At 71.4% G+C, this 25,748-nt stretch carries 20 protein-coding genes; 10 read left to right on the top strand and 10 right to left on the bottom strand.

Features of this window, described 5'->3' with window-relative positions:
* Positions 1 to 99: 99 nt before the first annotated feature.
* The 5 genes from AMS65_RS15955 to ypfJ all read left to right on the top strand — a co-directional run bounded on the left by AMS65_RS15955 (position 100) and on the right by ypfJ (position 10,653).
* Positions 100 to 4,371 (top strand): efflux RND transporter permease subunit, encoded by a 4,272-nt coding sequence (locus tag AMS65_RS15955; protein ID WP_053385166.1) that lies wholly within the window; start codon positions 100 to 102, stop codon positions 4,369 to 4,371.
* A 2-nt stretch (positions 4,372 to 4,373) separates the two neighbouring features.
* Positions 4,374 to 5,975, top strand: a complete 1,602-nt coding sequence (locus AMS65_RS15950; RefSeq protein ID WP_053385165.1) for a DEAD/DEAH box helicase — start codon at positions 4,374 to 4,376, stop codon at positions 5,973 to 5,975.
* 322 nt (positions 5,976 to 6,297) lie between these two features.
* Entirely contained in the window at positions 6,298 to 8,373 is a 2,076-nt protein-coding gene (locus AMS65_RS15945) for an acyl-CoA dehydrogenase family protein (RefSeq protein WP_053385164.1), read from the top strand.
* A gap of 240 nt (positions 8,374 to 8,613) precedes the next feature.
* Positions 8,614 to 9,585 carry a prolyl aminopeptidase gene (gene pip, locus AMS65_RS15940; RefSeq protein ID WP_206542003.1) on the top strand — a complete coding sequence of 324 codons (972 nt, stop codon included), beginning with the start codon at positions 8,614 to 8,616 and terminating at the stop codon, positions 9,583 to 9,585.
* A 174-nt stretch (positions 9,586 to 9,759) separates the two neighbouring features.
* The gene (gene ypfJ, locus AMS65_RS15935) at positions 9,760 to 10,653 is read left to right on the top strand and encodes a KPN_02809 family neutral zinc metallopeptidase (protein ID WP_053385163.1); all 894 of its coding nucleotides are present in this window, start codon (positions 9,760 to 9,762) and stop codon (positions 10,651 to 10,653) included.
* Positions 10,654 to 10,872: 219 nt separating this feature from the next.
* On the opposite strand, the gene AMS65_RS15930 is transcribed toward ypfJ, so the two are convergent.
* Entirely contained in the window at positions 10,873 to 11,796 is a 924-nt protein-coding gene (locus AMS65_RS15930) for a LysR family transcriptional regulator (protein WP_053385162.1), read from the bottom strand.
* Between the two features lie 85 nt (positions 11,797 to 11,881).
* Between AMS65_RS15930 and tdh the strand changes: the two genes are divergently transcribed.
* Together tdh and AMS65_RS15920 are read left to right on the top strand one after the other, a co-directional pair.
* On the top strand, positions 11,882 to 12,925 hold the full coding sequence (gene tdh / locus AMS65_RS15925; RefSeq protein ID WP_053385161.1) for an L-threonine 3-dehydrogenase: 1,044 nt from the start codon (positions 11,882 to 11,884) through the stop codon (positions 12,923 to 12,925).
* Entirely contained in the window at positions 12,925 to 14,124 is a 1,200-nt protein-coding gene (locus tag AMS65_RS15920; RefSeq protein ID WP_053385160.1) for a glycine C-acetyltransferase, read from the top strand. The genes tdh and AMS65_RS15920 overlap by 1 nt, the downstream gene beginning before the upstream one ends.
* 131 nt (positions 14,125 to 14,255) lie before the next feature.
* On the opposite strand, the gene AMS65_RS15915 is transcribed toward AMS65_RS15920, so the two are convergent.
* The 8 genes from AMS65_RS15915 to AMS65_RS19560 form a co-directional block, all read right to left on the bottom strand.
* On the bottom strand, positions 14,256 to 15,077 hold the full coding sequence (locus tag AMS65_RS15915) for a LysR substrate-binding domain-containing protein (protein WP_053385159.1): 822 nt from the start codon (positions 15,075 to 15,077) through the stop codon (positions 14,256 to 14,258).
* Complete coding sequence (locus AMS65_RS15910; RefSeq protein ID WP_053385158.1) at positions 15,074 to 15,412, bottom strand: MGMT family protein; 339 nt, start codon at positions 15,410 to 15,412, stop codon at positions 15,074 to 15,076. Before AMS65_RS15910 ends, AMS65_RS15915 begins: the two co-directional genes overlap by 4 nt.
* A 54-nt stretch (positions 15,413 to 15,466) precedes the next feature.
* On the bottom strand, positions 15,467 to 16,249 hold the full coding sequence (locus tag AMS65_RS15905) for a VIT1/CCC1 transporter family protein (protein ID WP_241489476.1): 783 nt from the start codon (positions 16,247 to 16,249) through the stop codon (positions 15,467 to 15,469).
* Between the two features lie 99 nt (positions 16,250 to 16,348).
* The gene (locus AMS65_RS15900; protein WP_241489475.1) at positions 16,349 to 16,828 is read right to left on the bottom strand and encodes an ATP-binding cassette domain-containing protein; all 480 of its coding nucleotides are present in this window, start codon (positions 16,826 to 16,828) and stop codon (positions 16,349 to 16,351) included.
* A gap of 17 nt (positions 16,829 to 16,845) precedes the next feature.
* Positions 16,846 to 18,288, bottom strand: a complete 1,443-nt coding sequence (locus AMS65_RS15895) for an ATP-binding cassette domain-containing protein (protein WP_053385155.1) — start codon at positions 18,286 to 18,288, stop codon at positions 16,846 to 16,848.
* Between the two features lie 242 nt (positions 18,289 to 18,530).
* Positions 18,531 to 19,235, bottom strand: a complete 705-nt coding sequence (locus AMS65_RS15890; protein WP_075201042.1) for a DedA family protein — start codon at positions 19,233 to 19,235, stop codon at positions 18,531 to 18,533.
* 129 nt (positions 19,236 to 19,364) lie between these two features.
* Positions 19,365 to 21,296, bottom strand: a complete 1,932-nt coding sequence (locus AMS65_RS15885) for a sensor histidine kinase (RefSeq protein WP_053385154.1) — start codon at positions 21,294 to 21,296, stop codon at positions 19,365 to 19,367.
* Between the two features lies 1 nt (position 21,297).
* Complete coding sequence (locus AMS65_RS19560) at positions 21,298 to 22,326, bottom strand: DMT family transporter (RefSeq protein ID WP_053385153.1); 1,029 nt, start codon at positions 22,324 to 22,326, stop codon at positions 21,298 to 21,300.
* A 109-nt stretch (positions 22,327 to 22,435) separates the two neighbouring features.
* Between AMS65_RS19560 and AMS65_RS15875 the strand changes: the two genes are divergently transcribed.
* From AMS65_RS15875 to AMS65_RS15865, 3 genes are all read left to right on the top strand, one after another.
* The gene (locus AMS65_RS15875; RefSeq protein WP_053385152.1) at positions 22,436 to 23,122 is read left to right on the top strand and encodes a response regulator; all 687 of its coding nucleotides are present in this window, start codon (positions 22,436 to 22,438) and stop codon (positions 23,120 to 23,122) included.
* Positions 23,123 to 23,235: 113 nt separating this feature from the next.
* Positions 23,236 to 24,723, top strand: coding sequence for an acyltransferase family protein (locus tag AMS65_RS15870; RefSeq protein ID WP_053385151.1), 1,488 nt, complete (start codon positions 23,236 to 23,238; stop codon positions 24,721 to 24,723).
* Entirely contained in the window at positions 24,716 to 25,213 is a 498-nt protein-coding gene (locus tag AMS65_RS15865) for an SRPBCC family protein (RefSeq protein WP_053385150.1), read from the top strand. The genes AMS65_RS15870 and AMS65_RS15865 overlap by 8 nt, the downstream gene beginning before the upstream one ends.
* 25 nt (positions 25,214 to 25,238) lie before the next feature.
* Here AMS65_RS15865 and AMS65_RS15860 read toward each other — a convergent pair whose 3' ends face one another.
* Positions 25,239 to 25,676, bottom strand: coding sequence for a DUF3995 domain-containing protein (locus AMS65_RS15860; RefSeq protein WP_053385149.1), 438 nt, complete (start codon positions 25,674 to 25,676; stop codon positions 25,239 to 25,241).
* Between the last annotated feature and the right edge of the window lie 72 nt (positions 25,677 to 25,748).

Here is a 25,748-nt window from a genome sequence, read left to right as displayed (position 1 = left end):
CGCCGCCCGACCGATCCGCGGGACCCCGGTCGGGCGCCTCCTGACTCTGGCCCTTGTCTTTGGGCCGGCCGTGCGGCGGCGCGTGAAATAATCATCCGCATGCACTTGCTCACGGCGCTCAGCCTGAAGAATCGCGCACTGATCGCCCTGGTGACCATCGTCGCAGCGGTGTTCGGCTTCATCGGCGTCGGATCGCTCAAGCAGGAACTCATGCCGTCGGTGCAGTTCCCCGCCATCGCCGTAGTCACCGCGTACCCGGGCGCCTCGCCGGAGGTCGTCAACAACGACGTCTCCGGCCCCATCGAAACCGCTCTGCGCGGCGTGCCCGATCTCGAGAGCACCACCGCGACGTCGAGCACGGGCTCCTCGATGGTGCTCGCGGAATTCACCTACGGTATCGATCTCGCCGCCACCGAGCAGAAGGTGGAGCGGGCGATCAGCCGCATCTCGCAGTTGCTGCCCGAACAGAGCGACAGCCAGGTGCTCTCCGGCAGCATCGACGACTTCCCGGTCATCCAGATCGCCGTGACCCCGGCCGAGGGGGAGAGCCCCGAGCAGGCGGCGCAGCTGATCGAACGCGTGGCGATCCCGGATCTCAGCGATCTCGACGGAGTGCGCGATGCGCAGCTGACGGGCGCGCGCGCTGACCGGATCACGATCCAGCCCAATGCCGAGGCGCTCGCGGCGCAGGGGCTCGGCGCGCAGTCGATCACCGATGCGCTGCAGCAGAGCGGCGTGCTCATCGCCGCGGGCACCGTCGCCGACGGGGACCGCACGCTCGCGGTGCAGGCGGGTTCGGTCGTGGCTTCCGCAGAGGAGGTCGCGGCGCTGCCGCTGCCCCGCAGCGCCGAGGCGATCGCCGCCGAGCAGCAGGCGCTGCTCGAGGCGCCCCCGCTGCCGGGCCAGGAGGTGCCCGCCCCGGTGGCGCCGCTCACGATCGGCGCCGTCGCCGAGGTGACTCTCGAGCCGGGCCCGCAGCAGAGCATCTCCCGTGTCGACGGGGCACCCGCCCTCACCATCGCGGTGACCAAGATGTCGGCGGCGAACACCGTGGACGTGTCGCACGCGGTGCAGGAGAAGCTCGACGAACTGCAGGATCAGCTGGGCGGCGCGACGCTCACCGTGATCTTCGACCAGGCGCCGTACGTCGAGCAGTCGATCCACACGCTCACCACCGAGGGGCTTCTGGGCCTGGTGTTCGCCGTGCTCGTGATCCTGGTCTTCCTCATGTCGGTGCGTGCGACGCTCGTCACCGCCATCTCGATCCCGACCTCGGTGCTGCTCACCTTCGTCGGCCTCAACTTCGCCGAGTACACGCTCAACATGCTCACGCTCGGGGCGCTCACGATCTCCATCGGCCGGGTGGTCGACGACTCGATCGTGGTCATCGAGAACATCAAGCGGCATCTCGCCTCGGGCGGCGACCGCACGAAGACCATCATCGAGGCAGTGCGCGAGGTGGCCGGAGCCATCACCGCGTCGACCATCACCACCGTGGCCGTGTTCCTGCCCATGGCGTTCGTCGAGGGCATGGTGGGAGAGCTCTTCCGGCCGTTCGCGTTCACGGTGACGATCGCGCTCGCGGCCTCGCTGCTGGTCTCGCTCACGATCGTGCCGGTGCTCGCCTTCTGGTTCCTGCGCGGGGACCGCCCCAAGCGCCGCTCGACGGCCGTCGCATCGCAGTCGGAGCCGACGACCGCCCTGCAGCGCGGGTACCGCCCGATCATCGAGTGGACGCTGCGGCGCCCGGCCGTGACGCTGCTCATCGCCGTCGTGGTCTTCGGCGCCACCATCGCGGCGAGCCCCCTCATGAAGACCAACTTCATGGGAGCCGACGAGCAGAACTCCGTTGGGCTCGTGCAGACGCTCGCGCCCGGAACGAGCCTCGAGGCTCAGCTGGCGCAGGCGGAGCGGGTGGAGGAGGCTCTCGCAGGCGTCTCGGCCATCGAGACGGTGCAGGTGACGATCGGCAGTGCCGGCGGCGGCATGGCCGCGATCTTCGGCGGCGGAAGCGATGGATCGGTGAGCTACTCGCTCACCACGGACCCCGATGCCGACCAGACGGTGGTGCAGGACGAGATCCGAGCTGCGGTCGATGGACTCGACGACGCGGGTGAGTTCTCGCTGGGCCAGTCGGGTGGCGGTGTGGCGATGTCGAGCGCCATCGAGGTGAACGTGTCGGCCCCGGATCAGGAGACCCTCCGCGAGGCCAGCGAGGTGGTGACCGCCGAGCTGCGGGACCGCCCGGAGCTGCAGCAGGTCGAGAGCGATCTCGGGCAGTCGCGTCCGTTCCTGCGCATCGCCGTCGACCGCACGGCCGCGGCCGCGGCCGGTCTGACGGAGGCGGGGGTCGCCGGTCAGGTCTCGCAGCAGATGCAGCCCCGGCAGGTCGGTCAGATCACCATGGATGCCGACAGCGTCGCCGTGTATCTCGCGAGCGGGGTCGCACCGAGCGACCAGGCGGGCGTGGCCGCGCTCCAGATCCAGACCGCACTCGGCCCGCAGCGGCTGGACGCGCTCGCCGCCATCGAGGTCGCCGACGGGCCGGTGACGGTGCGCACCGAGGACGGTTCGCGCATGGTGACGGTCTCCGCGCTTCCCGAGGGCGACGATCTCGGGACCGCGGGGGTCGCGGTCGACGCCGCACTCGAGGCCGTCGAACTGCCCGCGGGCGCGACCGCCGGCGTCGGGGGTGTGATGGCGCAGCAGGCCGAGGCGTTCGAACAGCTCGGTCTCGCGCTGCTCGCCGCGATCCTCATCGTCTACGTCGTGATGGTCGCGACGTTCCGCAGCCTCCTGCAGCCGCTGCTGCTGCTCGTATCGGTGCCCTTCGCCGCGACGGGCGCGATCCTGCTGCTCATCGCGACCGGGATCCCGCTCGGCGTGGCCTCCCTCATCGGTGTGCTCATGCTCATCGGCATCGTGGTCACCAATGCGATCGTGCTCATCGACCTCGTCAATCAGTACCGGGATCGCGGCGACGCCCTGCGGGACGCGGTGCTGCACGGCTCCCTGCAGCGTCTGCGCCCCATCGTCATGACGGCACTCGCGACCATCTTCGCGCTCACGCCGATGGCGCTCGGGATCACGGGCAAGGGCGGGTTCATCTCGCAGCCGCTGGCCGTGGTGGTCATCGGCGGCCTGCTCTCGTCGACGGTGCTGACGCTCATCGTGCTGCCGACCCTCTATTACGCCGTGGAACGCCGGCGAGAGGGTCGACGGGACGGTCGTCGGGGTGCGCGCAAGCGGCGGACGGGTCCCGCGTCGCGTCGCCGTCGGGGCGGTGCCGCTGCGGCGTTCGCGCCCGCCGTGCCGGCGGCTGCGGCGAGCGGGGGAGAAACCGGGCCGCTGTCGGCTTTCGGCGCCGTCGGTGCCGCGGGTGCTGTCGGCGCTGCGACCGCTGTCGGGCCCGGGTCGGCGGCGGCCGGTGGGTCAGCCGCCGGAGGGCTCACGGCCGCTTCGGAGGCGCCCGACGACGCGGTTCCGCCGATCTCGTCGGCTCAGCACGCCGCACCCGTGGAGGGCGGGGCGTTCGAGGCGGAGCCGATCGCAGCCGCACCGGTTCCCGCGGTGGCCGATCCGGATACGCAGCAGGCGATCCTCAGCGAGTTGTTCAAGGCGGGGCTTTCCGCTCCCGAGGTGTCGGGGCGCCGCGCTTCGGAGCGCGTTTCGGAGCCCGAGCCGGAGCCGGAGCCGGTCCGAGAACCGGAGCCGATCCGTGAGCCGGAGGCGGAGCCGATTGCGGAGCCGAACCGTGAGCCGGAGGCGGAGCCGATCCCGGAGCCGGAGCATGGCGACGTCGGCCCCGAGACGGCGCAGATGTCGATGGTGCTCGCCGACCTCGGATTCACCGGAGACGAGAATCCTCTGCTCGACGAGTCCGAGCCGGCCGCCGACGATCATGTCGAGGTCGATCCTGTCGAGGTCGACCCTGTCGAGGTCGACCGGCCTGTCGAGACCGCCGACGTGTCAGACTTCGCCGCACGCGAGGACCCGAGCGACGCCGGCCTGATCCCGCTGGTGCTTCCCGAGCCCGTTCCCGCGCGGTCCGATCCGGCACCTTCGCAGCCGGCCCCCGCTCCTGATCCCGCCCCCGATCCCGATCCCGAACTGACGGAGTCAGAGACCAAGCTGACGGAGCCGGAGCCAACGGATCCCGATCCGGAGCCGACGGAACCGGAGCCCGAGCCGACGGAACCGGAGGAGCCCAGCGCTCTCGTCGCCCCGCCGGTGACCGGCGAACTCGATTGGGAGCAGCTGATGTGGCAGGCTACGCAGGAGATCGACGAGTCCGAGGCGGAAGCCGCGGCCGACTCGAAGGCGGAGCCCGGATCCGATCCGGGCGATGCGCAGACCCGCGAGGAGGGCTAGCAGTGGCACAGAAGGGGCGCCGCGGCTACCGACCGCCGGCCAATTACGAACCCGGCCGCGCGCCGGGGCGCCGCAACCGCTGGGCGGAGCGCGGGGCTGCCCAGGGGCGACCGGACGGCGGCGAGCCGCGGGGCGAGCGCTCGAAGGGGCGGGACGGCGGCGACAAGGCCACCAAGGGGCCGCGAGGCTCCGCCGAGGACGGGGGCGCCCGGGTGTTCGCCTTCGACCGGGACGGCGCGGCCGGGCATCCGCGATCCGGCGCACCCCGGAAGGGGTCGTTCGGCGAGACCGGACGGGCGAGCGGGGCGGGCGCCGAGCAGACCTTCGAGCGGCTCGATGCGCGTCTCACGACGGCGGCCGACGTCGAGGGGATGAGCTTCGGCGATCTCGGCCTCGGCGGCAACATCGTGCGCACGCTCGGAGAGCTGGGAGCCGAGCGGCCATTCCCGATTCAGGCCGCGACCATCCCCGACGCGCTGCAGGGCCGGGACGTGCTGGGCCGCGCTCGCACGGGATCGGGAAAGACGATCGCTTTCGGATCCGCGCTCGTGGAGCGGCTGCTCCGTCTCAAAGCGGAGGGCGCGTTCGCGAGCGACCCCGCAGAGTCCAAGAAGAAGCCGCCGCGGGGGGAGCGTCGCGAGCGCGCGCCGAAGCGGGCCACCCGCAAGCCGAAGGCGCTGATCCTCGCCCCGACCAGGGAGCTCGCGCTGCAGCTCGATCGCACCGTGCAGCCGATCGCACGCTCGGTCGGGTTCTACACGGCGCAACTGGTGGGCGGGGTGCCGCTCGATCCGCAGGTGCACGCGCTGGAGCGCGGTGTCGACATCGTGATCGGCACTCCCGGGCGCGTGCGCGACCTGGTGGATCGCCGTCGGCTCGACCTGCGCGAGGTGCGGATCTCGGTGATCGACGAGGCGGACCACATGTGCGAGCTCGGATTCCTCGAGCCGGTGCAGTGGACGCTGCGGCAGACCATGCGCGGCGGCCAGCGCCTGCTGTTCTCTGCGACCCTCGACAGCGGGGTGTCGGAGATCGTTTCGGAGTTCCTGAGGAACCCGGCGGTGCACGAGGCGAAGGAGAGCGCCTCGGGATCGGTGCAGCACCGGGTGCTCATCGTGATGCGGGAAGACAAGGACCGGGTGCTCGTCGAACTCGCCTCGGGGGCGGGTCGGGCGTCCGGCTCCGCGTCCGGTTCCGCGCGGACGCTGGTGTTCTGCCGCACCCGGGCCTACGCCGAGCGCATCGCCGAGATGCTCTCGGAGGCGGGGCTGCGCGTCGTGTCGCTGCACGGCGACCTGAGCCAGGCGAAGCGCGAGCGCAACCTCGCGCGCTTCTCATCGGGCAAGGCCTCGGTGCTGGTGGCGACCGATGTGGCGGCGCGCGGGATCCACGTCGACGATGTCGACCTCGTGCTGCAGGCCGATCCGCCCGACGATTCGAAGACCTATGTGCACCGCGCGGGCCGCACGGGACGCGCCGGCAAGGACGGTTTCGTGATCACGGTGATCCCGCGCACCCGGCAGAAGCGCACGCGCGAGCTGCTCGAGAGCGCCGGGATCGAACCGGACTACTTCGGAGACTTCGAGCCCGCGGGTGCCGCTTGAAAGAAAACGCGTCAGCGTTTTCGCGCGGCGCGCGCCGGGGCTTCTGCCCCGGGGCGCTATTGGCAAAGCGGAGCTTTGCGGGTGCCGGCGGACCGCGCCGCGGGGATCCTGACGTGCAGGCACGGGTGGAGATCATCTCTAGTCGACCGGTGTCGTTTTTGGCTAATGTCTACAAGGGGTCTGGGGGTGCGAGCGAGGCTCGGTTGTGCGTGGTGGAGCGTCCGGTTGTGAGCGTCGGAGGTCCCTTCTAACCTGGCAGCATTCGGATACGAGGGTCGCGCCTCAGGCGCGCGATCCCGAACACCGCGTCGAAGGAGCACCGATGAGCGACACCCCCACCCGACCCGATCCCCGCATCGACACCCAGGCGGTCGGCGACGCGCTGCTCGGCAAGTGGAAGAGCGAGCGGCTGGAGTCGCGGCGCCTCGCCGAGGATCCGCGGCTGCACACGATTCACGGGCAGCCGATGTCGGAGCATCGGGAGCGCGCGCTGGGGCAGCTCGGCATCCTGGTCGAGGAGGGGGCGATCCAGCGCGCCTATCCGAGCGACCTCGGCGGCAGCGACAACCACGGCGGCAACATCGCGGCCTTCCAGGAGCTCGTGCTCGCCGATCCCTCGCTGCAGATCAAGAGCGGTGTGCAGTGGGGCCTCTTCGGAGCCGCGATCCTGCATCTCGGTACCCGCAAGCACCACGAGAAGTGGCTGCCCGATGTCATGAGCCTCGAGCTGCCCGGTGCGTTCGCCATGACCGAGATCGGTCACGGCTCCGATGTCGCCTCGATCGGCACAACGGCCACCTACGATCCGGACACTGAGGAGTTCGAGATCCACACGCCCTTCACCGGCGCGTGGAAGGAGTTCCTCGGCAACGCCGCACTGCACGGCCGGGCCGCCGTGGTCTTCGCGCAGCTCATCACCCGCGGGGTCAATCACGGTGTGCACGCGTTCTTCGTGCCGATCCGTACGCCCGACGGCGAGATGCTGCCCGGCGTGGGCAGTGAGGACGACGGGGTGAAGGGCGGCCTCAACGGCATCGACAACGGTCGGCTGCATTTCACCCACGTGCGCATTCCGCGCGAGAACCTGCTCAACCGTTACGGCGATGTCGCCGCGGACGGCACGTACTCCTCCGCGATCGAGAGCCCCGGCCGCCGCTTCTTCACGATGATCGGAACGCTCGTGCAGGGCAGGGTGTCGCTCGACGGTTCGGCCGTGCGCGCGATGGAGGCCGCGCTGACCATCGCGATCCGCTACGGCAGCGAGCGACGTCAGTTCCCGGGGGCGTCGGGCCGTGAGACCGTGCTGCTCGACTACGGCCAGCACCAGCGCAGGCTGTTGCCGCGGCTCGCCCAGACCTACGCCATGGCCTTCGCCGACGAGCGGCTGCTCACGATCTTCGACGAGGTCTTCTCGGGTGCGGGCGACACCGAGGAGAACCGTGAGGACTTGGAGACGCTCGCGGCCGCGCTGAAGCCGCTCTCGACGTGGGCCGCGCTCGACACGCTGCAGGAAGCGCGCGAGGCCTGCGGCGGGGCCGGTTTCATGGCGAAGAACCGCCTGGTGGGTCTGCGGGCCGACCTCGACATCTACGTCACCTTCGAGGGCGACAACAATGTGCTGCTGCAGCTCGTGGGCAAGCGCCTGCTCACCGACTACGCCGCGCAGTTCAAGCCGGGCGACAAAGCGGCCATCGCGAAGGCCGCGGCTGCGCAGCTGGGCGACCGCGTGAGCCGCTTCGGCCTGCGCCAGATGGGGCAGAGCATCGCCGATCTCGGACAGGTGTCGCGCTCGGTCGAGAGCCTGCGCAGCACGGAGTCGCAGCGCGAACTGCTCACGGATCGAGTGCAGACGATGGTCGCGGAGATCGCGCTCGCGCTGCGCGAGGCCACCAAGGGAATCCCCAAGGGGGACAAGCGGGCGCGAGCCATCGCGAACGAGGAAGCCTTCAACGCGCAGCAGCACAAGCTCATCGAGGCCGCTCGTGCCCACGGCGAGCTGCTGCAGTGGGAGGCCTTCACCGAGGCCATCGAGCAGCTCGAGGACGCCGGCTCCCGTCAGGTGCTGACCTGGCTGCGCGACCTCTTCGGGCTCGGGCTCATCGAGCGCAACGCCGCCTGGTATCTCGTGAGCGGCCGGATCTCGGGGCAGCGCGCCGAGGCCGTCACCGCCTATATCGACCGGCTCATCGCCCGTCTGCGGCCGCACGCCCTCGACCTGGTCGAGGCCTTCGGGCTGACCCCGCAGCTGCTGCGCGCGGAGATCGCCACCGGCATCGAGGCGGAGCGCCAGGAGGAGGCGCACGCCTACGTCGAGGCGGCGATCGCGCAGGGCACTTGGCCGATTCACGAGAAGGAGCTGCGCAAGCGCGAGAAGGAGGAGGCGAAAGCGAGCGCGTAGCAGCTGCGCGCTCGCCCGCTGCGACGCTGTTCGCCCGGACTGCTGCCCGGACGCCCGGCCGCCTGGGCGTTTGCCTCAACTGCCCGTCCGCTCGGTCGTGCGGGCCTCCCGGTTTGCACGGGCCGGTGGCCGCTGGTCGGGCCTGCCCAGGGAGGGCCGAGCCGTGTGGGCGCACCGTGACGCGTCGTGGCGCGCCGCGGTGCGTCGTGGCGGCCTCGGGTCAGGCAATAGGGTGGGTCCATGTCCGAACTGCGCACGCTCTACCCGCCCATCGAACCCTACGCGTTCGGCAGGCTCCCTGTAGGAGACGACCAGCAGGTGTTCTGGGAGACGAGCGGCAACCCGGACGGCAAGCCGGTCGTGTTCCTCCATGGCGGCCCCGGCGGCGGCTGCGGCCCCGACCACCGTCGCTACTTCGACCCCGAGCGCTACCGCATCGTGCTCTTCGACCAGCGCGGCTGCGGTCGCAGCACACCGCACGCGAGCGCACCCGACGCCGACCTGTCGACCAACACGACCTGGCATCTCGTGGCCGACATCGAGCGGCTGCGCGAGCACCTCGGCATCGACCGCTGGCAGGTGTTCGGCGGATCCTGGGGGTCGACTCTCGCCCTCGCCTACGCGCAGACCCATGCGGATCGGGTGACCGAACTCGTGCTGCGCGGCATCTTCACCCTCCGCAGCAGCGAGATCCGCTGGTTCTATCAGGAGGGCGCCTCGCAGCTGTTCCCGGACGCGTGGGAGGAGTACCTCTCGGTGATCCCCGAGGCTGAGCGCGATGACCTGGTCGCGGCGTACCATCGGCGGCTGTTCGACGCGGACCCCGCGGTCCATGTTCCGGCCGGGGTGGCGTGGACGGTGTGGGAGAACTCGACGATCAAGCTGATCCCCGACGAGGAGGGCATCGCCGAGGCGCGGGCCGATACCGCGGCGGCGGTGGCGTTCGCGCGCATCGAGAACCACTACTTCTCGAACGGCGGCTGGATGGAGGACGGGCAGCTGATCCGCGATGCCGCGGAGAAGCTCGCCGGCATCCCCGGTGTGATCGTGCAGGGGCGCTACGACGCCTGCACACCGCCCCGCACGGCGTGGGATCTGCACCGCGCCTGGCCGGAGGCCGCGTTCGAGATGATCCCGGACGCCGGGCACGCGGCGAGCGAGCTCGGTATCGTGGACGCGTTGGTGCGCGCGACCGACCGCTTCGCGTCGTAGCGGCCCTCGCAACCTGCCCGCTCTCCTCGTTTCCCTCTTTTCGCGCCGCTGTTGCGCCGAGATCTCGTTTCCTGTCGCGCAGGGTGATGCGCTGCGACAGAAATCGGGATCTCGCGATGTCGGGTCCTGCTCGAACGAGGGGCTGAAAGAGCCGCACCGCGGTACCGTTGGACCATGACCTTCAACGACAACGTGCGGATCGACACGAGCCGGGTGTCGAAGCGGAGCGGCGGCGGTCGCCGCGGCGGGGTGATCGCCGGCGGCGGCATCGGCGTCGTACTGCTGCTGATGCTGGGCTCCCAGCTGCTGGGCGTCAACCTGATGCCCTTCGCCCCGGTGGTGGAGCAGGCGATCAGCGGGGGAGTCGTCTCGGAGGAGCAGGCCGGGGCGGTGCCCGGCTGCGAGACCGGGGCCGATGCGAACACCGACGTGGAATGCCGGATGGCGGCGGCGAGCGACTCGCTCGAACGCTACTGGGCCACCCAGGTCGGCAACTACCGCGGCCCCGCGAACGTCGTGCTCTTCGAGGGGCAGACGGAGTCGGCCTGCGGAGCGGCCTCGGCCGCGACCGGCCCGTTCTACTGCCCGGCCGACGAGAAGATCTACATCGACGTCTCGTTCTTCGACACGCTGAGCGGCGAGTACGGGGCATCGAACGGATCACTGGCGCAGATGTACGTGCTCGCCCACGAATGGGGGCATCACGTCTCCAACCTCATCGGCTCGCTGCAGGGGGTCGGGCGCGACAGCGGGCCGACTTCGGGATCGGTGCGGCTCGAGTTGCAGGCCGACTGCTTCGCCGGGGCATGGGTGCAGAGTGCATCGACGGTGACCGATGACAGCGGCGTGCCGTTTCTGAAGCCGATCACGCAGCAGCAGATCGCCGACGCCATGAGCGCCGCAGCCGCGGTCGGCGACGACCACATCATGGAGTCGGCGGGTGTGGGCGTGAACCCCGAGCGCTTCACCCACGGCACCTCCGAGCAGCGGATGCGCTGGTTCCAGACCGGGTATCGCAACGGTCCCACCGCCTGCGGCACCTTCGACGTGTCGGGCTCGGAGCTGTAGCGGGGAAGCCGTAGGGGCGCTCTGCGCGTGGTCGTGGGAGCGGGCGGAGTGGATCCCGCGACTCGCGCTGGCGCAGTAGCGCCGCCGCGAAATGCGCATAGCGCTGGCGCGTTCTGCCTGAGCCTTTCGCGCGCGCAGGATGACGGGTGCTGGATCCCGCGACTCGCTCTGGTGCGGGGAGCCGCCGCGAAACGCGGATAGCACCCGCGATCAGTGGCGTCAGCGCCGCTCCTCGGCGGCCCGCACCAGGCGGGCCATCGCGGTGCGGAGCGCCATCACCACCGTCTGCACGGAGCGCCGGTGCATCCTCTCGGGTCGGGTGAGGAGGTCGATGGCGCGGGTGGCGTTGATACCCGCGAGCGGCCGGAGCACGAGTCCGCTGTGCGCCGATCCGACCGTGTAGCGCGGCACCATGCCGATCGCGTCCCCCGCTGCCACGACGGCCGCCACCGAGCCGTAGTCGTTGATGCGGTGCACCACCTCGACCGGGCGATCCGCGACCGCGGCGATGGCGCCGAGCAGGTCGTCGGGGGAGAAGCCGGCGCGGCTGGTGACCCACGGCTCGTCCGCCACGTCGTGCGGCGACAGCCGGTCGTGCTCGGCGAGCGGATGGCCGACGGGCAGGGCGATGTCGAGGGGCTCCTGGGCGAGCGGGAGCACCTGGATGCCGGCGTCGGGCCAGGGAGCGCTGTGCTCGAGCCGGTGCGCGAGCACGAGATCGTAGTGGGCGGTGAGGTGCGGAAACTCCTCCTGCGCCACGTCCTCGTCCGACAGCCGGAGTTCGGGGGCAGCGTCCAGCCCCCGGAGTTCATCCAGCAGCAGGCCGAAGATCGCCTGCGAGGCGCTGTGGAATCCGCTGAGCCGCACCGTTCCCGTGGGTGCGTGCTCGAACGCCTCGACCGCGCCGCGCGCCGCGGCCATCGCCTCGATGACGTCTGCGCCGGCCCGCGCGAGAGCCCGCCCGGCATCGGTGAGCACGAGTGTGCGCCCGGCGCGGCGGGTCAGCGGGGCGCGGAATTCCCGTTGCAGCGCCGAGAGCTGCTGCGACACGGCCGAGGGAGTGACGTGCAGCGTCTCGGCCACGGCCGTCACGCTGCCGAGGGTGCCCAGCTCGCGCAGCACCTCCAGCTGATGCAGCTCCATTACCCTCCATTCTTTAGCTCAATCTTAAACGAATCTGAAGAAAGTGGTGGTTGTTCTCAAACCATGACTCTGGCGGAATAGCACTATGCGAGCACTGGTGAAAACAGAACCGGGCCCCGGGCTGACGCTGTCCGAGGTGCCCGACCCGAGTTGCGGGCCCGACGAGGTGATCGTGCGGGTGCTGCGCACGGGCATCTGCGGCACGGATCTGCACATCCTGCAGTGGGACGATTGGGCGGCCGGATCGGTGGCGGCCCCGTTGGTGCCCGGGCACGAATTCTACGGGGAGGTGGTGCGGGTCGGCGACGCCGTCTGCGACGTGGCGATCGGCGACCGGGTCTCCGGCGAGGGCCACATCGTCTGCGGCACCTGTCGCAACTGCCGAGCCGGACGGCGCCAGATGTGCATCCGCACCATCGGACTCGGGCTGCACCGCGACGGCGCCTTCGCCGAGTTGCTGTCGATCCCCGCGGGCAACGTCTGGGTGCACTCGAGCGAGATCGAACCCGAGCTCGGCGCCATCTTCGACCCGCTCGGCAACGCCGTGCACACGGCGCTGGCCTTCCCGCTCGTGGGCGAGGACGTGCTGGTGAGCGGCTGCGGTCCGATCGGCCTCATGTCGGTGGCCGTCGCGCGTCACGTCGGCGCCCGCTACATCGTGGCCACCGACGTGAGCCCGGCGCGTCTCGAACTCGCCGCGACCCTGGGCGCCGACGACACCGTCGATGTGGCCCGCGACCCGATCCGGCGCGCGCAGCAGACGCTCGGCATGCGCGAGGGGTTCGACATCGGCTTCGAGATGAGCGGAGCAGCGGCAGCCCTGCCCGAGATGCTCGAGAACATGAACCACGGAGGCCGGATCGCGATGCTGGGCCTGCCGTCGGAGCCGTTCGCGGTCGACTGGGGCAAGGTCGTCACCCACATGCTGACGCTCAAGGGCATCTACGGCCGCGAGATGTTCGAGACCTGGAATGCGATGGCGGCCATGCTGCAGACGAGTGCGCAGCTGCGCGGCCGGATCGCGTCGGTGATCGCCGACACGATCCCGGCGTGGGACTGGGAGGCGGGGTTCGCTGCGGCCCGGGCGGCGAACACCGGGAAGATCATCCTCGACTGGACGGCGCTGTGATGTACGGAGGATTCAAGGAGCACCTGCGCTCCGAGCTGCAGGGGATCGAAGCCGCCGGTCTGCTGAAGCGGGAACGCGGGATCCGCGGCGCCCAGGGCTCCGAGATCGCCGTCGACGGCGGCACGGTGCTGAACTTCTGCGCGAACAACTACCTCGGCCTCGCCGATCACCCCGCGATCGTGCGGGCGGCGCACGACGCGCTCGACGAGTGGGGCTACGGTCTGGCGAGCGTGCGCTTCATCTGCGGCACCCAGCAGCAGCATCTCGAGCTCGAACGCCGCCTCTCGGCCCTCCTGGGCACGGATGAGACGATCCTCTTCTCCTCCTGCTTCGATGCCAACGGAGGCGTCTTCGAGACCCTCTTCGGCGCGGAGGACGCGATCATCTCCGACGCGCTGAACCACGCCTCGCTGATCGACGGCATCCGCCTGTCCAAGGCGAGGCGGCTGCGCTATGCGAACCGCGATCTCGCGGAGCTCGAGAGCCGGCTGCGCGAGGCGTCGGACGCCCGGTTCCGCGTCATCGTGACCGACGGCGTCTTCTCCATGGACGGCTACATCGCTCCGCTCGCCGAGATCTGCGACCTCGCCGATCGCTACGACGCGATGGTGCTGGTCGACGACTCCCACGCGGTCGGCTTCATCGGCGCGGGCGGGCGGGGCACTCCGGAGCTGTGCGGGGTGGCGGATCGCGTCGACATCTTCACGGGTACCTTCGGCAAGGCGCTCGGCGGGGCATCGGGCGGCTACGTCTCGGGTCGCCGCGAGATCGTCGAGCTGCTGCGACAGCGCGCACGGCCGTACCTCTTCTCGAACACCCTGGCCCCCGCGATCGTGGCCGGTACGCTCGCCGCGCTCGACCTCGTCGAGGGTGCCGGGGACGCTCGGGATCAGCTGCGGCGCAACGCCGAGCTGTTCAGGGGACTCATGACGTCCGAGGGCTTCGAACTGCTGCCCGGCGAGCACCCGATCGTGCCGGTCATGTTCGGCGACGCGGCCCTCACCGAGCGGGTAGCCGCCGAGATGCAGCGTCGCGGGATCTTCGTCACGGCCTTCAGCTATCCGGTCGTCCCGAAGGGGGAGGCGCGGATCCGCGTGCAGCTCTCGGCCGCGCACTCCGAGGATCAGATCCGGGCCTGCGTCGCCGCGTTCGCGGGAGCGGCGGAAGCGGCGGAGACGGCCGGCACGGCTGACCGCTGAAACAGGGCTCACAGTGAGATCCTGCGACTCGTTCCTCGCGCAGGATGACGGAGGGGCTGCGCAGCACGTCATCCTGCGTGAGCTCCCGAGTCGCAGCATCCAGGCCCGAGGACGGGGACGAGCCCCCGGTCTCAGCGGCGCTTCTTCGCCTTGCGCCTGGCGGCCTTCTCGCGCTCGGCCTTCTCGCGGGCCGCGGCGAGCTGGGCGCCCCGGGAGTTCGGTTTGAGCGCCGGCTTCTTCTTGGCGGGGGCCTTTGCCGCAGCGGGCTTGCCGCTGCCCGATCCCCGGCTCGCCTCCCCGCCGGCGCTCGCCGCGGCGGGCCGCGAGCTGCGCGCGGTGCGTCCGCGCAGGATCCCCGCGAGCTGCTGCACGTCAGCGCCATCGCGTTCGAGCCGCCAGCTCGCCCAGATCGTGGTGCCCGGGAGCGGTTCGTCGCCGGGAACGACGCGCAGCACGGCGTGCTCGCGTTTGCCGGTGAGGTGCCGCGCGAGGGGCAGCGGCGCGAGCGCACCGCCGAGCCCGGTCGCGACGAGCGCCAGCGCCGCGGGAAGCCCCCGCGGCATCCAGGCGGGATCGTCCCACGGTGCTGCGGCCGGCCACGCGGGGGCGTGGTGGGGGTGGTCGAGCAGCCGGATCAGTGCGAGATCGGCGGCTGGGATCTCAGAGAGCTCGGCGAGCTCGTGCTCGGCGGGCACCACCAGCGCGACCGCCTCCTCGTAGAGGCGCAGAGCGTGATGGGTGCGCTGCGCGTCGGCGGGGTCGCTGCCGAGGGGGCGCTCGCCGGGGGCGACGCGCTCGAGCAGCATGTCCTCCGCGGCGTCGGCGGGACGGCCGAACGGGCGCGTGAAGGGGACGAGCTCGAGGGGGTGACCCGGCGCGGCCTGCGACCAGCGCGCCGCCCACCTGCTCGGAGCGACGCCTCGGGTGAAACCGAGCAGGATGGGTGCGTTCACAGTGCTATCTCCGAGTAGATCTCGTGCGTATAGGGGAGCCGCGCCGCGGAGAGCGCGATGCGGTAGTCGTCCGGCGCGGCCACGTGGCGCAGCGGCGTGCCCTCCTCGCGGTAGTGGGGGAGGGCGAGGCGCGCGTGCCCCTGGGGCGGCAGCCCGCTCGCGGGCACCACGCGCCACCACGGCACCGCGTGGCCGTAGAGCGCCATGACACGACCGACCCCGCGGGGAGCCTCGGAGCCGATGGCGATGCCGACGTCGCCGTAGGTCATCACCCGTCCTGCGGGGATGCGCGCCACGACGGCGAGCACCTGCTCGGCGAACTCCTCCGACACCATGCACCCAAGCATATTCGGTGGAGCTTTGGGCGCGCGGCCGGGATCGGAGCGCCGTTACCCGAGCGAGGACACCCCCAGCAGCATGCCGATCGTGTAGGTCGCGGCCACCGCGATGCCGCCGAAGAGGAGCTGTCGCGCGGCCCCGGCGAGCCAACTGCGGCGGGTGATGCCGGCCGCGAGACCGCCCGCGAGCAGCAGGCCGACGCCGCCGAAGGCGAGCCCCCACCACAGGGTGCCGAAGCCGAAGAGGAAGGGCAGGATCGGAATCACGGCGCCGACTGCGAAGGAGAGGAACGACGAGATCGCCGCGACCCAGGGCGAGGGCTTCTCCTCGGGGCTCAGCCCCAGCTCGTGCGACAGGTGCACGCGAACCGCCTGATCGCTGTTCGCGTGCACCTGGCCCGCGGCGACGTCGGCGACGTCCTGCTCCATGCCCAGGCGCTCGAAGAGCGCCGCCAGCTCGGCCTGCTCGCCCTCGGGGTTGCGGAGGTGCGCCTCCTGCTCGGTGCGCACCTCCTTGTCGAGCTGCTCGTTCGCCGTGCGCACGGAGGTGAACTCGCCGAGCGCCATCGAGATCGCGCCGGCGATGAGGCCGGAGACGCCGGTGATGGCCACGATCCCGGCGGAGGCGCCGGCGGCCGCGATGCCCGCGATGAGACCGACGTTCGAGACCAGGCCGTCCATCGCGCCGAAGACGCTCGCGCGCAGCCAACCCGACGAGACGTCGGCGTGGCGGTGATCGTACTCGTGGGGCTTGGAGATGTCGATGTCGTTCATGGTCGCCTTCGTGTTGCTCGGAGTGCGCGCGGGATCGCCGCGACTCGCACGAGCTGCCACGCTAGCAAGGTTCGCGCGTGAGGGAGAAGACCTCTTCCCACCTCGCCGATCCGCTGCTCCGAGTTCGTTGCGTCGAACTCGGAGCAGCGGTGCCGCGGCTCACTGCGGGGCCAGGATCTCCCTGGTGGAGCCGGCCCACCGCGAGCGCAGCCAGCGGTCGTGCGTGGCGATGACGAGCGCCCCGTCGAAGTCGCGCAGCGCCTCCTCCAGCTCCTCGACGAGTGTCAGCGAGAGGTGGTTGGTCGGCTCGTCGAGCAGCAGCACGGGCGGGGGATCGGCGACGAGGGCGGCCAGCGCGAGCCTGCGGCGCTGCCCGACGCTCAGGCTTCCGACGGCTCGCCCGACGTCGCGGGGCGCGAGCAGGCCGGTGGCGGAGAGCGGCATCGCCTCCGCCACCTCCGAGCCCACGGCGTCGCGGTAGACGGCGGCCACGGTACGGGCGGCGTCGGCGAACACGACCTCCTGGGGCAGATAGCCGACGCGCGTCTCGCGCTCCACGGTGCCGAGGGCCGGCTGCAGCTCGCCGGCGAGGATCGCGAGCAGCGTCGATTTGCCGGCGCCGTTCGGCCCCGTCAGCATGATCCTGCTGCGCGGCATCACCTCGAGGGAGGTCGCCCGGAGCCGCCCCGAGAGGGCCACCCGGTCCGCGCGCAGCAGCGGGGTCTCGGGATCGGCGCTCGCTGCGGGGACGCCCCCGATGTCGGAGACTCCCGGCGAAGCGGAGTCCCGGATGGCAGCCTCGCCGGCGGGGAAGCGGCCACCGGAGACTGCGGTTTCCGGATCGGCCGCTCCGCCGCCGACCCCGAAGCCCCCGAAGCGCAGCGGCTCGGGCGGGCGTCGGCGCGCTCGCGCTCGAGCGACTCGAGCCGTACCCGGGCATTGCGCGCCCGCCGCGCGGTGACCCTGGCGTCTTTGTCGGCGTAGAACTTGCGGGTGATCTTGGCCTCGGACTTCGACTCATGCTTGCGGTTCACCTCGCGCGAGCCGACCTCGATCTCGTGGATCAGGCTCGCGCGCTCCTCCTGCTCGGCCGCGTACCGCTCGCGCCAGCGGGCGAGTTCGGCCTGCCGCGCGGCGCGGGCGGCGGAGTAGCCCATACCCCACAGGCGCACTCCGAGGCCCGAGCCGGTGTCGTCGGTCACGGGCGTGTCGTAGCCGTCGGTGCGGTACGCGTCGGCGCTGCCGCCGTGCGCATCGTGCTCGCCGAAGCCGTCACCGGGTGCCGCCGCATCGGCGAGCACGCTCGCTGCGACGGGAAGCGCGTCGAGATCGAGGATCCGCGTGCTCACCGCGTCGAGCAGGGCGCGGTCGTGGCTCGCCGCGATCACGATGCCCGGCCACGCCGAGAGCACGCGCTCGAGGTAGGCCGCCGAGGCGTCGTCGAGGTGGTTCGACGGCTCGTCGAGCAGCAGCGTGTGCGGTGCCTCCAACAGCAGCGCCGCGAGCGACAGTCGCAGGCGCTGACCTCCCGAGAGCGCGCCGATGGCGCGGTGCGGCGGGATCCCGCCGAGCCCGAGCCCGGCCAGGGTCTCGCCGCGCCGCGCCTCGGCCGACCAGGCGTCGGACCGTTCGGCCTCTTCGAGGGCCAGCGAATAGGCAGCGGCGGTCGCGGGATCCTCGGGGTGCGCAGCGAGCTGCTCGCCGAGGGATTCGATGCGCGCGAGGGTCGCCACCGCGGTGCGCTGCGCGTCGTCGAGCACGTGCGAGATCGGGGTGTCTTCCGGATAGGGCAGTTCCTGCGCGAGCAGGCCGACGCTGCCCGGGAGCGATACGGTGCCAGCGTCGGGTTGCTGCGCACCCGCGAGGATGCGCAGCAGCGTGGATTTGCCGGTGCCGTTCTCCCCGATCAGGCCGATGCGGTCGCCGGGCATCGCCGTGAACGAGATATCGCTGAGCACTCGTCGGTCCTCGTAGGCGTGCGAGACGCCCTCGACCGCGAGGTGTGTGAGTCGGGTGGAACCGGTGTCCCGGGTCGCGGCGCGTGTGGCCGCCGCGAGATCCGGTGCGGTGGAGGTACGTGCGAGATGTGGTGCGGGCATGCGAGCCGCCTTTCGGAACGTCGAAGGTGTTCCGCCGGGGTCGGCCGGGGTGCGTCACTGCCGTCGGAGCGGGCGTCTCCTCGAATGGGGCTCGCCTTCGCGTGATCGGCGCAGCGATGGCGAGTGCGAAGGTGCTTCTCGAGCTGCGCGAGATCGCGCGGGCCTCTCGGGCCGGATACGCAGCTTCCCGACGCCGTTACGGCGGTGCCCGGCCGAGCGGCGGGGCGGGAATGGGGGCTGCGTCAGTTCTTCACGCCCTCGAGTGTACGCCACCCACCCCGGTCGTGCGCAAGACCCCGAGGCGACTCTGCTGCGGTCTCGGACGGAGAGAGGCTCGGGGCAGCGGCCTCCGCGCGGCGCCGTCTCGCCGCTGCGACACGATCGATGATGAGGCCGATCACGAGCGCGAAAGCGACACCCAGCGCGGCGCTGAACAGCGGCTGGTCCTCCAGCCAGTGGCCGGCCAGGATGCCGAGGGCGGCGCTGTACACCGCCCAGGCCGTGCCGCCGAGGGCGCTCAGGGGCAGGAAGCGCCGCCAGGGATAGCGCAGAGCTCCGGCGGCCATGTTGACGGCGACGCGGCCGACCGGGATGTAGCGGGCGCCGAGGATGAGCGGGGCGCCGCGGCGTTCGAGGGCGCTCCGCGTGCGGGCGAACGCGGCGGAGAAACGGGCGCCGCGCATCCAGCCGAAGCGCGTCGTGCCGACGGAGCGCCCGATCCCGTAAGCGATGTTGTCGCCGATCATCGCTCCGATCGCGGCGACGAGGCACAGCAGTACGACGGTGGGGAGGGCGTCGGTGGATCCCGCCACGGCCGCGGCGGCCACCAGGACCGTCTCGCTCGGGACCGGTGGGAAGAAGCCGTCGACGACGGCCACTCCGAACATGACCAGGAGCAGCCAGGGAGAGGCTGCGGCCTGGAGGATGAATTCGTTGATGATGTCCACGCGCCGAGACTACGAACCGGAACGCGGCCGGCGCGTCACCCTGAGGTATCGACCACGCGGTACGTCAGAGGGGCCTTGCGGGCACCACGGTGCCATGCGCACGGCGCGAGCGCCGGGCGCACGTCGCAGTCAGGCGAGCGGGAGGACGGCGTGCACGCGGAACCCGCCCGAACCGTGCGGCCCGGTGTCGACGGCGCCGCCCAGGGCAGTCGCCCGATCCCGCGCCCCGGTGAGTCCCAGACCGGCGCCGGGCGCCGTCTCGTACCCATCCGGTCCGTCGGCCGGGCCGTTCACGACCTCGACCTCGAGCCGATCCTCCGTCAACGTCACGGCGACGTCGATCTCGGCGCCGGGAGCGTGCCGCACCGCGTTGCTCAGCGCCTCCTGCACGATGCGGTACGCGGTCAGGCCCGTCGCAGCCGGAACCGAGGCGGCGGCCGCGTCGGCGTTCGAGCGGAAGGAGATGCGCGCACCCGAGCGGAGGGTGGCGTCGACCAGTGCGGGGATGTCCGTCAGCGCGGGCTGGGGTGCGAGCTCGGCCTCGCGGTCAGGCGAGCGGAGCACGGCGAGCAGCCCCCGCATCTCCGTGAGCGCCTGCCTCGACGAAGCCGCGATCGACTGGAACTCCTGTTCCGTCTCGGAGTCCATGCCGGGCAGGCGGTATCTGGCGGTGGTCGCCTGGATGCTGATCACCGACATGCTGTGGGCGACCACGTCGTGGAGTTCCTGGGCGATCCGGTTGCGCTCCTGCAGTTCCGTGCGCTGTGCGCTGAGCTCGGCACTCGCCCGGCGCTCCTCCTGCAGAGCGCCCCGGCTCGACACCAGCTGACGGATGGCGATGCCGATGGCGAGCAGCCCCGCGGTCACCGAGGCGGACACGATGAGGCTGACCCGCGCTCCGGGGGTGATGCCGATGGCGATGGTCGCGAGCAGCACGCCGGCCTGGGGGACGGCCCAGGCCGTGATCGCGAGCGGCCACGGGTGCCGCAGTGCGACGATGAGCACGAGGATCACCTGCAGGATCAGCGTCATCACGGGCCAGGGCCAGGGCAGCCAGGACAGGCCGGGGGAGGCGGCGGTGACGGCCGCCGTTGCGACCGCGGCGGCGGTCTGCAGCGCGACCCCGGTGCGCGGCCAGCGGACGGCGACGAGCAGGGCCGCGGCGGAGGCGATCGCGAGGCACATGGCGGCCACGACCGGGGTGCCGTACAGAACGGAGAGCACCGGCCAGCCGACCGCGATCGAGACGATCGCGACGAAGATCGCGGTGATCCAGGCCCAGCCGGAGCCGGATACGAGCCGCCCGGGGCCGTCCTGGGTGCGATCGGTGTCCGCGGGCGGGCTCGGGATCGCCGCGGGGGATGCGGGGGATGCGGGGGCCGCCTCGGACGCCGACGCGAGGAGCCCGCCGAGCGCCGCTGCCGTCGCCGCCGCGTCGAGTCGGGCGAGGCCCCGCATGACGAGCGGCAGCGTCAGCAGGAGGATCACCCCGCACACGAAGCTGAACCCGGTATCGAGCAGGTACGAGCGGGAGACCGCATCGGGTGCGGCGCCGTCGGTGATCGCCTCGAGGATCATGCCGGGGAGCGGGAGATCGTCCTGCGGCAGGAAGACGCCCCAGAACACGTGCGTGATGCCCCCGAGCGCGCCCGCCGTCCACGTCGTGGCGACGACGAAGGTGAAGGTGCGCAGGGGCAGGGCGACCACCGTCTCGAAGGCGAGGTCGAGCCACCGTCGTGGTTCGGCGATCCGCTTGATGAAGCCCGTGAGGCCTCGGGTGACGGGAGCATAGCGAGCGGGTGGGAGCGAGACCCCCCAGTGGCGCAGCCGGGCGCGGGACAGCTCCGCGAATCCGGACGCGATGACCAGCGCGAGGGGCAGCAGCACGACCCCGACCCAGATGACGAGGGTGCTGATCGCGAGAGCCGTGAGCGGCACGAGCACGACGAACGCGAACAGCGAGATGAAGAAGCCCGGCATGACGTAGGCGTAGTCCCCGGTGAGGCGCGCGAGACTGAAGGTGCGCTCCTTCGTCGTCGTCACGGGTGCGGTGGTCACCATGTCAGCTTCTCCTATTCCGGCTCGCGGCGCCATCTGCGGCGACGATCTCCAGGGGACCCTGGATCTGAGTCCTGCGAATCTGGGACCCGACGCTGTCCCGAGGGCGTTCGGCGCGCGCCAGCCCGGGATGATGGCGCACGATGAGGAAGACCCCGAGGAGCGCCGTCGCTCCGCTCAGGACGAGCACGAGGATCCCGGGCAGCGGGATCCGGTCGTACTCGCCGAGCAGCATCGCACCGACCGCGATCGCCGTGAGCGGGTCGATCACGGTGAGGCCCGCGAGCACCGTTTCGGGCGGTCCGCTCGCGTAGGCGGTCTGCACGAGCCACATGCCGATGCCGGAGGCCGCGGCGAGCAGTGCGACCAGCGCCCAGAGACCGGGCGTCGAGACGGGGTTCGCGTCGATCCCGCGCACTGCCTCGCTCACGGGCCCGGGGGTGCCTGCTGCGAGCCGAGCGATCACCTCGACTGCGACGACGTGCACGGCCGAGGCGACGCCGCCGAAGATGACGCCCGCGCAGGCGACGCGCGCGATGTGCCCGGTGCGGAGCCGGATCGCGAGCAGGCCCAGCAGGCAGAGACCGAGCAGCAGCCAGGACAGCAGGGCAGTGGAGGAATCCGTCGCGCGGGTCTCGAGCGCGAAGCGGGACGAGACGCCGACGAAGACCGCGACCGACAGTACCGCGAGCGAGATCCCGACGAGGAGCCCTCGGCTCAGGGGCACTCGCAGCGCGAGAGCGCTGATGAGTGCGGCGCACACGAGCGCGAGGGACCCGACCGGCTGCACGAGCGCGATGGGAGCGAGGCCCAGCGCCACGACGTTGAGCGCCGTTGCGAGCACGACGATCCCCATGCCGAGCAGCCAGACGGGGCGGGTGAGCGCGCGGGCGGCTGCCGCATCCGCGCGATGCGTCTCGGTCGATGGATCCTCGAGCATCGGAGCCTCCCGCACCGCGCGATGCTGCAAGTGGGTGCCGACGGCGAGGCCGAGTGCGCCGATGGCGGCGAGGGCGATGGCTGTGAGCGACATGACGACCACCGTAGGAAACGGTCGTGCGCGGGGCATCACCCTGCGGAGTGAACCGAGGCCATACCGGAGAGGGATCTGCGCGCCGGGGTCGCCTGGCTATCATCGATGCATGGTGCAACCCGGAGCAGTCGCAGCCCCCATCCGAGTCGTGATCGTCGACGACCAGGCGATGGTGCGCGAGGGATTCGGAGCGCTCTTGAACGCGCAGGAGGACATCTCGGTCGTGGGGAGCGCCGCGGACGGGAACGAGGTCGTCGACCTGGTGCGCCGGGCGAGGCCCGACGTCGTGCTCATGGACATCCGCATGCCGCTCATGAACGGACTCGAGGCGACGCGGGCGATTCACGCGATGCCCGGACTCGAGCACCCGCGGGTGCTCATCCTCACGACCTTCGACGCCGACGAGTACGTCTTCTCCGCGTTGCGGGCGGGGGCGAGCGGCTTCCTGCTCAAGGACTCCACCGCCGAGGATCTGGTCGCCGCGGTGCGCGTCGTGGCGGCGGGCGAAGCGCTCCTCGCCCCGTCCATCACCAGCAAGCTCATCGCGGACTACGCGGCGCGCCCGACACCGCGCGACACCGCGGCCGTGCTCTCCCCGCTCACCGAGCGCGAGCTCGGCGTCATGCGGCTCGTGGCGACCGGACTGTCGAACGCCGAGATCGCGGGCCGGCTCTTCCTCTCCGAGCAGACGGTCAAGACCCACGTCTCGCGGGTGCTCGGCAAGCTCGGCCTGCGCGACCGCACGCAGATCGTCGTCGCCGCCTACGAATCGGGACTCGTCGCAGTCGGCCGCTGAGCGGATCGCGACGCCAGGATCCCCCGCGCGTAGCCCCGCGGATCGCTCTCCGGAGCGACGCGGGGCGGTGGGTCGCGCCCGTACGTTCCTTGTACCCGATGCAAGGAGCTGAGATGACCCCGACCCGCACCATGTCCGCCCCGCCGACGCCGGCGACGGCCTCGCGCAGCACCGCCCCTCCTGCGGCTGCGGCCCCGGAGGCCGGGCGGCGCGACACGACGATCGACGCCGTCCGAGCCGTGTGCCTGCTCGTCGTGGTCGTTCTCCACGCGCTCATGGTCGGAGTGGAGAGCACCCCCGACGACGGTCTGCGCACGAGCGTGGCGCTCTCGGGCCAGGGCTGGTTCGCGCCGGTCACCTGGGCGCTCCAGGTGATGCCGCTGTTCTTCATCGCGGGCGGTTTCGCCTCGCTGTCGCAGTGGCGCCGGATGCGCGCACGCGGGGCGAGCGCGAGCGAGTACGTCGTCGGTCGCGTCCGCAGACTCGCGGTTCCGTCGGCCTCGATGATCCTCGTCGTGGGCGGCGTGCTGTCCTCGGCCGCGATGCTCGGCGGTGAGCCGTCTCTCCTCGCCGAGGCGGGCTTGCGCATCGGGCAGCCGCTGTGGTTCCTCGCGGTGTATCTCGGTGCCACGGCGCTGGTCCCCGCGATGTCCTGGCTGCACGAGCGCCGCCCGCTCCTCACCCTCGGCGCTCTAGCCGCGGGTGTCGTGCTCGTCGATCTCGTGCGACTGCACGGTGAATCGGCAGCGGGCTACCTGAACCTCGTGTTCGTCTGGCTCCTCATGCAACAGCTCGGTTTCGCGCTCCTCGACCGATCCTGCGGAGCCTTGTCGCGCAGGATGCTCCTGGCCGGTGTCGCGATTCCGCTCGTGGTGCTCGTGGTGCTCGTCGCCTGCGGGTGGTCGCCTGACATGATCGACAACCTCAACCCGCCCACTGCGGCCATCGCGCTGCTCGGAGCGACTCAGTTCTTCCTGCTGCACCTGCTGCGACCGAGGCTCGACCGGGTGATGCGCAACAGGGCGGCGTCGAAGGCCGCCGCGAGAGCCGGAGCCCACGCCATGACCGTGTACCTCTGGCACATGCCGGTGATCCTGCCGCTCGTCGCGCTCGTGTGGGGCGCCGGCCTGCCGTTGCCGGCACCCCACACGGGCGCCTGGTGGGCGAGCCGGATCCCGTGGCTAATCGCGGTCGCGGCGTGCGTGATCCCGGCCGCGGTCGTGTTCGCGCGAGGGGAGAAGCGGCTGATGCGGCTGGTCGGCGAGACGCCCGCCCGGCCGGGGGCCGGAGCCGCTCCGGTCGGCGTGCCGAGCGCGGGAAGCCACGGGCGGAGAGCGGGCCTGTTGCGCGGCGCGGTCGCGGCGCTGTGCGTGGTTCTGGCGATCGCGGGAGTGGTGACCGCGCTGCTCACCGGCATGGTGCCTCCCGGATCGTTCCTGCTCGCCGCCGCGCTTGTCTCCGGGAGCGTCGCTCTCGGAGAGGCTCACCTGCGGGGGAGCCTGCGGAACCGTGCTCGGGTCGAGGCGACGGCCGGTGGGCCGGGTCTTCGCGCCTCGGGTCGACCGGTCGATGGGGTGCGAGTACTCTGGGCACATGGTTGAGGCGACAGGCAAGCTGGTGCGCACCGAGCGCGGGATGGATCTGGTGCTCGCGCGGTCGCTTGCGCTGCCACCCGATGAGGCGTGGGCCTATCTCACCGAGTCCGAGCTCACCGAGCGGTGGTTCGGGCCGTGGGACGGCGATGGACGCGCCGGCGGAAGGGTACAGGTGCGCATGCGCTTCGAGGATCACGAGCCGGCGATCGGCATACGCATCATCGCGTGCGAGGCGCCCGACCGGATCGTGCTCAAGGCCGAGGATGAGGTGGGCGGCTGGCACCTGGAGCTGCTGGTCGAGGAGGACGGCAACGATTCTCTCGTCAGGTTCGTCCACCACCTCGATGATGACGGGGTGGACGGGGTCGGCGAGATCGGCCCGGGCTGGGAGTACTATCTCGACCTGCTCGTCGCCGCGACCGAGGAGACGGAGCGGCCGGGCTTCGACCAGTACTATCCCGCGCTGCGGGGGGCGTACCTGTCGCAGCTCCAGTGATGCCGGGCGCCCGGCGCCTCGTTTCCTAGTTCTTGGCGCCCTTCTTGGCGCCGAGCAGGATCGCGAGTCCGAGAACGCCGAACAGCGGGCGGTAGTAGCGCTGGTCGAGTTCGCGGAAACGCTTCCCGGGGGCCGGGAGCCCCAGCACTGAGAGGGCGGCGTCGCCTCCAGCCGCGGCTCGGGCGAGCAGGCCCAGGCCCATGAGTCGTCTGAAACCGACGACGGCACGCCCCTCGCCGAGTCCGCCCGCGGCGATCGCTCCTCCGGTGAACGCCGCTCCGGCGACGACCCAGGTCGCCGTGGGGCTCGGCAGCGCCTTCGAACTGCCGACCACGGCTTCGCCCAGTCGCTTCGAGTTCTTCGCGGGCCACGGCGATCCCGAAGCCCAGACGGCGTGCAGTGCGCCCGCCCCGGTGAGACCGGCCCAGCCGACGAACCTCGTGATGCGCTTTCCCCTGCTCATACCCTCACCCTAACCGAGACGGCAGGGCGCCGCCCGTGCGGTGAGCAGACCTGACGATACTCCTCGTCGCCC

This window comes from Leucobacter celer subsp. astrifaciens (genome assembly GCF_001273835.1).
Lineage (GTDB): Bacteria > Actinomycetota > Actinomycetes > Actinomycetales > Microbacteriaceae > Leucobacter > Leucobacter celer.
Note: the sequence above shows the minus strand (reverse complement) of the source record. Positions and strands in the feature narration are given on the sequence as shown.

Bases quoted from the DNA above. Each gene is read 5' to 3' on its own strand.
- AMS65_RS15900 (WP_241489475.1), bottom strand. From the start codon at position 16,828: ATGCTGACGGGGCCGAACGGCGCCGGCAAATCGACGCTGCTCGCGATC.
- AMS65_RS19560 (WP_053385153.1), bottom strand. From the start codon at position 22,326: ATGTCGCTCACAGCCATCGCCCTCGCCGCCATCGGCGCACTCGGCCTC.
- ypfJ (WP_053385163.1), top strand. From the start codon at position 9,760: ATGACCTTCAACGACAACGTGCGGATCGACACGAGCCGGGTGTCGAAG.
- AMS65_RS15865 (WP_053385150.1), top strand. From the start codon at position 24,716: ATGGTTGAGGCGACAGGCAAGCTGGTGCGCACCGAGCGCGGGATGGAT.
- AMS65_RS15910 (WP_053385158.1), bottom strand. From the start codon at position 15,412: ATGGTGTCGGAGGAGTTCGCCGAGCAGGTGCTCGCCGTCGTGGCGCGC.
- AMS65_RS15955 (WP_053385166.1), top strand. From the start codon at position 100: ATGCACTTGCTCACGGCGCTCAGCCTGAAGAATCGCGCACTGATCGCC.
- tdh (WP_053385161.1), top strand. From the start codon at position 11,882: ATGCGAGCACTGGTGAAAACAGAACCGGGCCCCGGGCTGACGCTGTCC.
- AMS65_RS15930 (WP_053385162.1), bottom strand. From the start codon at position 11,796: ATGGAGCTGCATCAGCTGGAGGTGCTGCGCGAGCTGGGCACCCTCGGC.
- pip (WP_206542003.1), top strand. From the start codon at position 8,614: ATGTCCGAACTGCGCACGCTCTACCCGCCCATCGAACCCTACGCGTTC.
- AMS65_RS15885 (WP_053385154.1), bottom strand. From the start codon at position 21,296: ATGGTGACCACCGCACCCGTGACGACGACGAAGGAGCGCACCTTCAGT.
- AMS65_RS15870 (WP_053385151.1), top strand. From the start codon at position 23,236: ATGACCCCGACCCGCACCATGTCCGCCCCGCCGACGCCGGCGACGGCC.
- AMS65_RS15860 (WP_053385149.1), bottom strand. From the start codon at position 25,676: ATGAGCAGGGGAAAGCGCATCACGAGGTTCGTCGGCTGGGCCGGTCTC.
- AMS65_RS15920 (WP_053385160.1), top strand. From the start codon at position 12,925: ATGTACGGAGGATTCAAGGAGCACCTGCGCTCCGAGCTGCAGGGGATC.
- AMS65_RS15875 (WP_053385152.1), top strand. From the start codon at position 22,436: ATGGTGCAACCCGGAGCAGTCGCAGCCCCCATCCGAGTCGTGATCGTC.
- AMS65_RS15895 (WP_053385155.1), bottom strand. From the start codon at position 18,288: ATGCCCGCACCACATCTCGCACGTACCTCCACCGCACCGGATCTCGCG.
- AMS65_RS15945 (WP_053385164.1), top strand. From the start codon at position 6,298: ATGAGCGACACCCCCACCCGACCCGATCCCCGCATCGACACCCAGGCG.